The following is a 10,649-nucleotide window of genomic DNA, read 5'->3' as shown; positions in this document are numbered from 1 at the left end:
GGGCACGGCCGGCGCGGCACGCCGGGCCACCGGCGGCAGTGACGGGTGCGGCTCGCGCGGCCTGCGCTCGGACGACCGGGTCGCTTCGTTCTTGGCCGCCGTCGCGCCCGCCGTGTCGAACACCGGGCGGATCCCGGTGTGCTGGGCGAGCACATCCGAAACGCTGATTCCGCCTGGTGTGTCGACGGAGCGGCGCCGTCGTCCTGCCCGGGAAGGGCTGCCGGTGTCTCGGGAGCCGGGGCCGGCAGCATGATCGTCGGGCACCCGGTCTCCTCTCGAAGCTCTGATCGGCGGAACCCCGTCGATGGTTTGATCGTCGGCGTGGCGAGCATCGTTATCGTACGGATACTCGCCGTTCCTGACGACACCCTCCCACGAATTTTTTTACGCAGAGTGGGAGAACGGGTGCCGGGTGCGACAAACCGGGTGAACCGAGGCGGCGACGAAAAGAGTAATGACCGGACGCCAACTACGGTCTGTATTGGATAACGTACCCGTCTTCGCTGTCTCGATAAGCGACCCGATTGCGGCCGGCCCGCTTCGCGGCATAGAGCAACCGGTCGGCGTCGAGCACCTGCGCCCAGGTTCCGCCCCCGGCGCCGCAGGCGAGCCCGACACTGACCGTCACCGCCAGTCCGGGGCACAACTCCGGCCACGGGTGTTCGGCCACTTTGGTCCGGACCTGTTCCGCGAGCAGGATCGCGTCGTCGGCCGCGACGGCGGGCAGGACGAGCACGAACTCTTCGCCGCCGTAACGGGCGCAGAAACCCCGGGGCGGCAGGCCTTCGCCGAGCAGCGCGGCGACCCGCCGCAGCACCTGGTCGCCGGTGAAGTGCCCGAAGGTGTCGTTCACGTTCTTGAACAGGTCGATGTCCACCAGCGCGACCGCGAGCGGGGCGGGCAGATCGGCCAGTTTCCGGTCAAGGTACCGGCGGTTGTACACCGCGGTCAGCGCGTCGCGCAGACTTTCTTCCCGCGCCTGCGCGCGCTCCCGGCGCAGGCGGTCCACCTCGCGGCGCAGTTGCTCGGGAATCACCGGCGGACACGCGCGGGACAACTCGAGTGCCGCCCGGAGATGCTGGTAAGCGCGCTCCCAGTCGCCCTGCGAGGCGAACGCCCCCGCGATCGACTCGTGCAGGCTCACCGCGTCCGACATCGCCTGCTCGGTCGACACGGCCTTCACCTCCGTCCCCGCATGTTCTGTCGTCTACAGAGAGGCGCGGCTTGAGCGATCGGGACAGCCGAACATGAACTCCGCTCACTTGGACGAGCGTGGTCGCGCTCCGTGTCGGAAACGGGTTCCCGGCCGAGTGAACCGAGTCGGCCGGGAACCCGTTTCCGGCGGGACTACGCGACCATGGCGATCCGGTCGGCCGCGGGCGGCGCGATCCCGGGGTGGGCGCCGAGGTAGGCGACCAGCGCGTCGAGATCGACCGGTCCACCGGTGAGACCGGTACCCTTGGTGAACTCGGTGAAACCATCGCCGCCCGCGGCGAGGAAGTTGTTCACCGAAACCCGGTACGTGCCCGCCGGGTCGAGCGGGACGCCGTTGATCGTGATGTTCGAGATCTTCGCACCGATCGGCGCCGAGGCCGAGTAGGTGTAGTGCAGGGTCGAGGAGATCTGCAGGATCCGCGTGCTGCTCGCGGTCCACTGCTGCTCCAGCACGTTCTTCAGGTTCGCGCCGGTCAGCGTGATCGTCTGCATGATGTTGGAGAACGGCTGCACCGTGAACGCCTCGCCGTAGGTCACCACACCGTCGCCTTCGCCTGCCGGGGACGAGGTGTAAGTGAGGTCGGCGCGGATTCCACCCGGATTGGTGATCGCGACCTGGGCCCCGTTACCGGTAGTCGCCGCCAACTGGGCGTCGGCGATGACGTCACCCAGCGCCGATTCGCCGGACGGCCCACCCGCCGCCTTCAGATCCGCGGTGATGGTCCCGACCTTCTTGTTCGCGATCGGCGCCGACTCCGTCTTCGCCTGGTCGACCAGCTTCTGCACGGCCGGGTCCGCGGGCACGTCCCGGGTGACGATCTCGTTGCGGGCCACGGTCGCCGAGCGCACCACGTCGCGGGTCCTCCGGTCGATCTTGAGGTCGACCACCGAGAGCAGTCGCCCGAACGAGGCACCCTGGATCACCGGTCGGGGGTTGCCCGCCGGATCGTTGATCAGGCAGTTGTACTGCTGGTGGCTGTGTCCGGTGAAGATCGCGTCCACACTCGGCGAGACCTGCTTGGCGATCTGGGTGGCAGGCCCCGGCGTGACGGTGCAGTCGTTCGGACCACCGCCGCCGGTGTTGTCCCCCTGGTGCAGCAGCACGACCTGCGAGCGGATGCCGAGACGGTCCAGCCAGCCGGAGGTGCGGTTGATCGCCTCGACCTCGTCGCCGAAGTGGAGCCCCTTGATCGCGCTCGGGGTGACGACGGTGGGGAGGTCCTTCAGCGTCGCGCCGATGATGCCGATCGGCACGCCACCGGAAACCCGGATGGTGAACGGCAGCAGGGCGGGCCTGCCGTTGTCGAAGGTGACGTTGGCGCCGAGGAACGGGAAGTCCGCCCCCTGGAAGGAGTCCTCGAACTGGCAGCCGTCGGTCGGGTGGCAGCCGCCGGTCTGCATCCGCCGCAGTTCCTGGTATCCCTCGTCGAACTCGTGGTTGCCGACGACCGAGGCCTGCACGCCGATCTCGTTCAGGAAGTCGATGGTGGGTTCGTCGTGGAACAGCGCCGAGGTGAGCGGTGAGGCGCCGATGTTGTCGCCCGCCGACAGCACCAGCGAATTGCGCACCTGCGCTTCGAGTTGCTTGACGTGCGTGGCCAGATAGGCGGCACCGCCCGCGTCGACCGTGCTGCCGTCCGCCAGCTTCACGCGGCCGGAAGACCCCGAGGGCGGCTCGAGGTTGCCGTGGAAGTCGTTGAAGGTGATCAGCCGGACGTCCGTGGTCTGGTCCAGCGGATGCGCGGACGCGGGCGTCGCGCCGACGGTCACGGCCGCGAGCGCGGCGGCGGTAGCCGCTACGACACGTCGCAGCACGCGAGGTGAAAGAGTCATTTTTCCTCCGATAGGGGGCATATCGGAGGGGATCTTGCCTGCGGAGAGCGATCACCACCAGCGTAGAAAGGTTGATGTCAGGTAAAACCCGCATGATCGGCCATTCGGCCGACCCCGGTTCGGACCACCGGCCCTTCGACCGATCCGGCCACCCCCTGGCCGACCCTACCGTCGGATCATGACATCAGCCCAGGTCAACGCCCTCGGAACCGGCCTACTCGCCTTCCTCGCCCTCTGGGGGACGGTGCTCGTCCCCCAGCTGATCGTCCAGCGGGCCCGGTTCGGCCGGTTTCTGCCGGGGCGGATCGCGACGACGGCGGCCCTGCTGTGCTACGCCTGCCTCACCGTCGCGGTGGTGCTGCTGCCGCTGCCCGGACCGAACGCGCACCGGCTGGTGCAGACCATCCAGCTGGTGCCGTTCCAGTGGATCACCGACGTGCGCACCGACCGGGTCGCCCCCGGGCTGTGGCACTCGATCACGACCACCGCCTTCGAGCAGATGGCGCTGAACGTGCTGCTCTTCGTCCCGCTCGGGATCTTCGCGCGGATGCTGTGGCGGCGCGGGCTGGTGGGCACCACCCTGCTCGGCTTCGCCTGCTCGTTCGCGATCGAACTGACCCAGCTGACCGCGAACTGGGGGACCGCGCCGTTCCAGTACCGGATCTTCGACGTGGACGACCTGATCACCAACACCACGGGCGCTGCGCTCGGCTGGATCGCCGGTGCGATGCTGCTCGCCCTGCGGGCCTCAGCGGTCCCAGCGCAGACGGCTCGGCGCGAGGGGATCCACCTCACCCAGACTCGCTAGGCGTGCGGCCCTGCGCAGGGCCGCACGACGCGCTGCCCGGCGGTTCTCCCACGCCACGGTCGCCGCGGCGGCCATAAAGATCAGCAGCACGAGCCCGAAGACGATCGCGATTTCCACACCGCCTCCTTTGGCGCCGTCCTTGTGTGGTAGATCACAAACGGTACGCCCTCGAAGTCGACTTGGCCACCGTCAAACGGACACAACACCGAACCAGGTGCGCTCTGGATCGCGCCAGCCCTCGAAGGTGAGCCCGGCTTCGGCCAGGCGCGAAGGTAAGTGAGTAGTCCTACGCAAGTTTGCCCGAATCGGTTGAGCCTACTTGGACCGCTTCCGTAGTGTCACAAGACGAACACGCTCAGGACATCCGGTGGCGGGGAGAGGCGCGCGTGGGTGGGTACGAGATCATCATCGACAAGATCGCAGCGGCCGGCCAGGCGGCGCAGCGGGTCGCGGACGTGATCGCACCCCTGGACTTCGCGGGAGCGATCCCGGATGGGGACGCGGGGATGCCCGGGGCACGGGCCGTCGCCAAGCTGGCGGCGGTGAAGCAGGACTGGGCCGGGAAGGTAAAGCCGACCGCGACCGGGTTCACCGACTACGCACGCGACATGGCGAACGCGGCCAACTACTACCGCAACCACGAAGACGCCGCCCAGCGCGACCTGCGGCAGTTCCAGATGCCGAAGGGAATGAGCTGACCTTGCGCTTCTGGGGGATCACGTGGGGCGACGTCACCCGCTGGCGTCCCGAGCCGCTGGCCGACCTGGTCGGGGTCTTGAACAACCGCTACAACCAACTGCTCGGGTGCGCCGACGGGCTGCGCGCGACGGCGATGCCGGAGGGGTGGTCCGGCCCAGCTGCGGACGCAGCCGCAGCCCGCGCCAACCAGCTCGCCAACGCCGCCGAGGAGTTGGCCGCCGAAGGGGCCACGCTGCGCCGCGCCGCCGGGGACGTCTCCGACGCCATCACTGGTGTGCTCCACGGGGTAAAGGAAGTCGAGAGCATGGCCGCCGCGCACGAGTTCCGCATCGGCGAGGACGGCAGCATCACCAGCCATGCGCCACCTCCGGTGTGCACCGAGGCTGATCCGGACGGATCACAGGCGACGCGGGATCGACAGCGGATCGCGGTCGAACTTCAGGACCGCATCCAGGAGGTGCTGTCCTCGGCCGAGGACGTGGACAGCGACTTCTGCGCCGTGCTTGATCGCATCCTGTCCAACCAGGTGATCGACTCCGGCAACGGCCGTACGGACCTCGCGGCTGCTGGGAACTCCGGCGCGGCGTTGGGCGCGCTGAGCATCCCAGCGCCGCCTCCACCCGGGGCGACCCCGGCGGCCAATGCCGCCTGGTGGGCCACGCTGTCGCAGAACCAGAAGCAGGTACTCATGCGTGATCATCCCGAGCTCGTGGGCAACCGCGACGGGGTGGAAGCCTGGGCGCGCAACCAAGCCAACCTCGCGATGGTCCCGAAGCTGCGGGCGCAGTTGCAGCAGCAGTACGACGCGCTCGTTGCCCAGTGTCGCGACACCGGCCCGAATCTGCCCGCGATCCTTGCGCTGAAGGACATCCGGCACAAGCTGGACTCGCTCAATGCGGTCGACAAGATCATGCGCTTGCCGACCGGCGAGGTTGACCCAAATAAGCAACTGCTCACGCTGGATGTGAGCGGGCGTGCGGCCAGGGCCGCCATCGCCAATGGCAACGTCGACACCGCCCAGCACGTCGCCGTCTTCACCCCCGGCATGAACTCCGCCGTCAACGAGAACATGGCAGGCTATGTGCACGACATGAAGAACGTCCGCGACGATGCCCAAAACCTGCTGTTGCGTTATGGGGATGGAAGCAGCGTGGCGACGGTGACCTGGTTGGGTTACGAGCCACCTGCTGTCCCGGTCGGCGGCAAGATCTTCGAGGCAGGCAAGAGCATCACCGACCTCGTGGGTGGCGACGCGGCTGTTGGCGGGGCGAACAAGTTGGCCCAGTTCGATCAGGGCATCAATGCCTCCCGCACGAACGAGCCCCACATGACCGCGCTCGGGCACTCCTACGGCTCGTTGACCACCGGCATAGCGCTCCAGCAGAACACCGGGGTAGACGACACTGTGTTCTTCGGATCACCCGGCATCACCGGCAAACCAGCCCTTGGCCCCATCCCCGTCAGCGGCAACCCACTGCACGACCTCCAGGTCCCCACCGGCCATGCCTACGACCTCGCCGCCGACGGCGACCCCATCGCCCACGACGTCCCCCTGATCGGACGCTTCGGCCCAGCTCCGCAGACCCTCGATGGCATGAACCGCCTCTCCACCGACGCCGCCGTCACTCCAGACGGACAACAACTGACCGCTTCCCACGGCCACAGCGAATACACCAAGGTAGACACCAGCGGTACTCAGCGGGTGCAAACCACGAGCGAATACAACCTCTCAGCCATAGTTGCCGGAATGCCCCAGTACGCCATCGCCGGACGCCGAGAATGAAACTCGTCAAGGCCGTTACCGGCTTCTCACTACTGGCTCTCACGCTTGCAGGATGCAACGACAGCCCGAGTCCATACCTCGACAACACTCACCCGAGCGGAACTACCAGCGCCATGTCGGTTCAGCAGCAGTTCGACCAACTCATGCAACGACCCAGCCTCGAGGAAATAACCTCGCGCTACGAAGAGATGCGACAGAAGATCACCGATTCACTCAAAGGAAGTTTCGGGATCTCCACCTGGGGCAAGAGGGAAGGCCAGCCGGAAACCGACGGATGCGGCTCGGATTACTCGGTTGACTCCTGGGATGGGCGTACATATTACGCGCAGGCTCTGTACAGCAAGACTCCCATCACCTACCCACAGTGGCCGCAGGCCAAATCGTTGGTTTCGGAAATTGCCGGCAGCTATGGATTCAGCACGGTGACGCTGGTAATCGACAAGCCAGACAACATGGGCCTCGAACTGAACGATCCGTACGGCGGGAAGCTCACGTTCGGCTCGGCTGTGAACACGATCCTTTCTTTCCGGACTGGCTGCCATCTGACGGATGAGGCGAAGAAACGCGGGACGCCGCGTCCGACATCGTAGGTACGGCTCACCGGGTCATGTGGTCCCTTCGCTGGAGTCTGACGGCAGAATGAGCCCGCATGTCCTCCTTCCGTCCCACGAAGAAGCAGCTGGCCGAGGCATACGGCAGCACGATTCCCGACGTCATCGCGCCCGGGCTGGCCGTGCTGTTCTGCGGGATCAACCCGAGCCTCTACTCGGGCGCCACCGGGTACCACTTCGCCCGGCCCGGCAACCGCTTCTGGGGCGCGTTGCACGGCGGCGGTTTCACCCCGCGCCAGCTGGACCCGAGTGAGCAGGACGAGTTGCCGCGGTACGGGCTGGGGATCACGAACCTGGTGGGCAGGGCGACGGCGCGGGCGGACGAGCTGACCGAGGCGGAACTGCGTGAGGGCGCGGTCACCTTGACCCGGAAGGTCGAACGGTACCGGCCGCGCTGCCTGGCCGTGGTCGGGATCACCGCCTACCGCACGGCGTTCGGCCACCCCAAGGCCGCGCTCGGCCCTCGGCCGGAAAAGGTTGCCGGAACACCGGTTTGGGTACTGCCCAATCCCAGTGGCCTCAACGCCCACTGGACGGCGGCGACGCTGGCCCAGGCCTTCGCCGAACTCCGTCGCGAGGTCTACTCAGAGTAGCGCGAAACTCGGCGGGGTGAACCCGCGTCATGTAGGCCATTCTGGTTACTCCCTCAGAGGACAGAGTCATGTCCGGCCGATCCCAAGCAGGGGGGATCGGGTCGCGGTAGCAAGAGTGCCCGGCGAGGCCACCGAGGGGGGCGGCCTCGCCGGGTAAGGCCTCGCGCCGGCCATGACCGTGCCGAGACGAGGTCGTGATGACACGCAGTAACGAGCCACCCCGGGCATCGCAGGGCCCCGGCCCCGCCCGCAGTCTCGGTGTCGCGGCCGTCGACCCGGTGCCGATCTGCCGGGAGGGCCTGTCCGCGATCGTGCAGCGCGCCCCCGGGCTGCACTGGGCCGGGGGTGTCGGAACGCCCCACTCCGCACTGCAGCTGGCCGAGCAGGTACGGCCGGACGTGATCCTGATCGACTCCGGGCTGGACCCCCACGGCCACCTGACGAAACTGCTGGTGCACGGCGATCCCGCGGTCCTGGTGATCATGCTGCTCCGTGAGGCGCACCGGAACCCGGTGTTCCTGCAGTCCGCGCTGGTGGCCGGGGTGCACGGCGCGCTGCCGCGGATCGCCGAGCCCCGGCGGCTCGTCGAGGCCATCCGTCGCACCCATCTCGACCGCCGCTACCTCGACCCCGCGCTGGCGCAGCTCACCACCGCTCCCCGCCAGGCCCTGCACCAGGGCGAGGCGGCGCACCGGGTGCGGATGCCCCTGTCCCGCCGGGAGTACCAGGTGCTGCAGCTCGTCGCGGACGGACTGGAGAACGCCGCGATCGCCAAGCTGCTCTACCTCTCCGTGGAAACGGTGCGCACCCATGTGAAGAGCATCCTTCGCAAACTGTCCGCGCGCGATCGGACACATGCCGTGGCGATCGCCTTCCGCAACGGCATCCTCGTCGCCCAGCCGACCGACAGCACCGAGGCCGCGGAGCGGGTTTCCCCTGCTCGCACGCGCGTCAACCAGCCCGGACTGGCCGAGCACCGAGCCCGCTGAGGCGCCTTCTGGGTCACACACCACCGGCCCCCCTTGCCCCGGTTACCAGCAGGTAATATCCTGAAGTTACCGGCCAGTAGGGGACCAGCATGCGCCCAGCCGGATACCCGATACACGACGGAGCGACGACATGGGCCATTACAAGAGCAATGTCCGAGACCTTGAGTTCAACCTGTTCGAGGTGCTCGGCGTCCAGAACCGCCTCGGCAAGGGCGTGCTGGCGGAGTCCGACGAGGAAACCGCGCGCGGTGCACTGTCCGAGCTGAACAACCTCGCTGTGGGCCCGCTGGCGGAGTCCTTCGCCGACGCCGACCGCAACCCGCCGGTCTACGACCCCAAGACCTTCTCGGCCACGCTGCCCGAGTCCTTCAAGAAGAGCTACCAGCAGCTCTGGGACGGCGAGTGGTGGCGCCTCGGCCTCACCAACGAGCTGGGCGGCCTCGGCCTGCCCCCGACCGTGCAGTGGGCCGCCGCCGAGCTCATCCTCGGCGCGAACCCCGCCCTGTTCATGTACCTCGCGGGCCCGAACTTCGCGATGATCCTCGACCGCAACGGCACCGAGGAGCAGAAGCGCTGGGCGCGGATCATGATCGAGCGCGCCTGGGGCGCCACCATGGTGCTCACCGAGCCGGACGCAGGTTCGGACGTCGGCGCCGGCCGCACCAAGGCGATCAAGCAGGAGGACGGCTCCTGGCACATCGACGGCGTGAAGCGGTTCATCACCTCCGCCGACCAGGACATGACCGAGAACATCATGCACCTGGTGCTCGCCCGTCCCGAGGGTCCCGGCATCGAGACCAAGCCGGGCACCAAGGGCCTGTCGCTGTTCCTGGTGCCGAAGTTCCACTTCGACACCAACACCGGCGAGCTGGGCGAGCGCAACGGCGCCTTCGTGACCAACGTCGAGCACAAGATGGGCCTCAAGGTCTCCACCACCTGCGAGCTGACCTTCGGCCAGCACGGCGTTCCGGCCAAGGGCTGGCTGCTGGGCGAGGTGCACGACGGCATCGCGCAGATGTTCCAGGTCATCGAGTACGCCCGGATGATGGTGGGCACCAAGGCCATCGCCACCCTGTCCACCGGTTACCTCAACGCGCTCGAGTACGCCAAGGAGCGCGTCCAGGGCGCCGACCTGACCCAGATGCTGGACAAGGCCGCGCCCCGGGTGACCATCACGCACCACCCCGACGTGCGGCGTTCGCTGATGCTGCAGAAGGCCTACGCCGAGGGCCTGCGCGCGGTATACCTCTACACCGCGTCCTTCCAGGACCAGGTGTGGACGCAGGAAGGCGATGAGGCTTCGCTGAAGCTGGCCGAGCGGATCAACGACCTGCTGCTGCCGATCGTCAAGGGTGTCGGCTCCGAGCGCGCCACCGAGCAGCTCGTGCAGTCGCTGCAGACGCTGGGCGGTTCGGGCTTCCTGCAGGACTACCCGATCGAGCAGTACATCCGCGACTCCAAGATCGACTCGCTGTACGAGGGCACCACAGCCATCCAGTCCCAGGACTTCTTCTTCCGGAAGATCGTCCGGGACAAGGGGCAGGCGCTCGGCTACCTCGCGGGTGAGATCACCAAGTTCATCGAGGACACCTCGTCGGAGGCCGAGGGCCAGCTCAAGAACGAGCGCCAGCTGCTGAAGCAGGCCCTCGAGGACTTCCAGGGCATGCTGGGCGCGCTGATCGGCTACCTGACCGCGTCGCAGAACGACCCGAAGAACCTGTACAAGGTCGGTCAGCACACCGTCCGGCTGCTGCTGTCCGCCGGTGACCTGCTCATCGGCTGGCAGCTGCTGCGCCAGGCGGAGATCGCGCTGGCCAAGGTCGACAGCGCCTCGGCCAAGGACCAGCCGTTCTACCAGGGCAAGATCGCCGTCGCGTCGTTCTTCGCCAAGAGCGTGCTGCCGGAACTGACCGCGCGCCGCGCGATCGTCGAAGCCGCCGACAACGACCTGATGGAGGTTCCCGAAGCCGCGTTCTGACTCACACTGTGAAAAAAGGGGCCGCGAGGAATTTCCTCGCGGCCCCTTTTTTTGCCGTTCCCCGTCCGGCTCCGCTGTTTCCAAGGCAACAAAAGGCGCGCGGGCGGTTTCGATCCGGGCAACTCGCGGTACTCCAGGAC

General features: G+C 67.5%; 9 protein-coding genes. 7 read left to right on the top strand and 2 right to left on the bottom strand.

Features of this window, described 5'->3' with window-relative positions; translation table 11 throughout:
* Nucleotides 1-469: 469 nt before the first annotated feature.
* Both FNH05_RS22260 and FNH05_RS22255 read right to left on the bottom strand, forming a co-directional pair.
* Complete coding sequence (locus FNH05_RS22260; protein WP_144590653.1) at nucleotides 470-1,156, bottom strand: GGDEF domain-containing protein; 687 nt, start codon at nucleotides 1,154-1,156, stop codon at nucleotides 470-472.
* A 191-nt stretch (nucleotides 1,157-1,347) separates the two neighbouring features.
* Nucleotides 1,348-3,048, bottom strand: a complete 1,701-nt coding sequence (locus FNH05_RS22255; protein WP_144590652.1) for a bifunctional metallophosphatase/5'-nucleotidase — start codon at nucleotides 3,046-3,048, stop codon at nucleotides 1,348-1,350.
* Nucleotides 3,049-3,226: 178 nt separating this feature from the next.
* Between FNH05_RS22255 and FNH05_RS22250 the strand changes: the two genes are divergently transcribed.
* From FNH05_RS22250 to FNH05_RS22220, 7 genes are all read left to right on the top strand, one after another.
* Nucleotides 3,227-3,856 carry a VanZ family protein gene (locus FNH05_RS22250; protein WP_144590651.1) on the top strand — a complete coding sequence of 210 codons (630 nt, stop codon included), beginning with the start codon at nucleotides 3,227-3,229 and terminating at the stop codon, nucleotides 3,854-3,856.
* A 386-nt stretch (nucleotides 3,857-4,242) separates the two neighbouring features.
* On the top strand, nucleotides 4,243-4,554 hold the full coding sequence (locus FNH05_RS22245; protein WP_144590650.1) for a hypothetical protein: 312 nt from the start codon (nucleotides 4,243-4,245) through the stop codon (nucleotides 4,552-4,554).
* Between the two features lie 2 nt (nucleotides 4,555-4,556).
* Nucleotides 4,557-6,338: an alpha/beta hydrolase gene (locus FNH05_RS22240; protein WP_144590649.1), complete on the top strand. Its 1,782-nt coding sequence runs from the start codon at nucleotides 4,557-4,559 to the stop codon at nucleotides 6,336-6,338.
* Complete coding sequence (locus FNH05_RS22235) at nucleotides 6,335-6,928, top strand: LppA family lipoprotein (protein ID WP_144590648.1); 594 nt, start codon at nucleotides 6,335-6,337, stop codon at nucleotides 6,926-6,928. The genes FNH05_RS22240 and FNH05_RS22235 overlap by 4 nt, the downstream gene beginning before the upstream one ends.
* Before the next feature lie 59 nt (nucleotides 6,929-6,987).
* The gene (gene mug / locus FNH05_RS22230; protein WP_144590647.1) at nucleotides 6,988-7,542 is read left to right on the top strand and encodes a G/U mismatch-specific DNA glycosylase; all 555 of its coding nucleotides are present in this window, start codon (nucleotides 6,988-6,990) and stop codon (nucleotides 7,540-7,542) included.
* A 197-nt stretch (nucleotides 7,543-7,739) separates the two neighbouring features.
* A complete protein-coding gene (locus tag FNH05_RS22225) occupies nucleotides 7,740-8,531 on the top strand; it encodes a response regulator transcription factor (protein WP_144590646.1) in 792 nt (263 codons plus the stop codon).
* Between the two features lie 130 nt (nucleotides 8,532-8,661).
* On the top strand, nucleotides 8,662-10,509 hold the full coding sequence (locus FNH05_RS22220; protein WP_144590645.1) for an acyl-CoA dehydrogenase: 1,848 nt from the start codon (nucleotides 8,662-8,664) through the stop codon (nucleotides 10,507-10,509).
* Nucleotides 10,510-10,649: the final 140 nt, after the last annotated feature.

The organism is Amycolatopsis rhizosphaerae (genome assembly GCF_007713715.1).
GTDB classification, from domain to species: domain Bacteria; phylum Actinomycetota; class Actinomycetes; order Mycobacteriales; family Pseudonocardiaceae; genus Amycolatopsis_E; species Amycolatopsis_E rhizosphaerae.
The sequence above is the reverse complement of the archived record's forward strand: the minus strand, read 5'-3'. Positions and strand labels throughout refer to the sequence as shown.

Coding starts and splice junctions, on each gene's coding strand:
- FNH05_RS22260 (WP_144590653.1), bottom strand. CDS start 1,156: ATGTCGGACGCGGTGAGCCTGCACGAGTCGATCGCGGGGGCGTTCGCC.
- FNH05_RS22255 (WP_144590652.1), bottom strand. CDS start 3,048: ATGACTCTTTCACCTCGCGTGCTGCGACGTGTCGTAGCGGCTACCGCC.
- FNH05_RS22250 (WP_144590651.1), top strand. CDS start 3,227: ATGACATCAGCCCAGGTCAACGCCCTCGGAACCGGCCTACTCGCCTTC.
- FNH05_RS22235 (WP_144590648.1), top strand. CDS start 6,335: ATGAAACTCGTCAAGGCCGTTACCGGCTTCTCACTACTGGCTCTCACG.
- mug (WP_144590647.1), top strand. CDS start 6,988: ATGTCCTCCTTCCGTCCCACGAAGAAGCAGCTGGCCGAGGCATACGGC.
- FNH05_RS22225 (WP_144590646.1), top strand. CDS start 7,740: ATGACACGCAGTAACGAGCCACCCCGGGCATCGCAGGGCCCCGGCCCC.
- FNH05_RS22220 (WP_144590645.1), top strand. CDS start 8,662: ATGGGCCATTACAAGAGCAATGTCCGAGACCTTGAGTTCAACCTGTTC.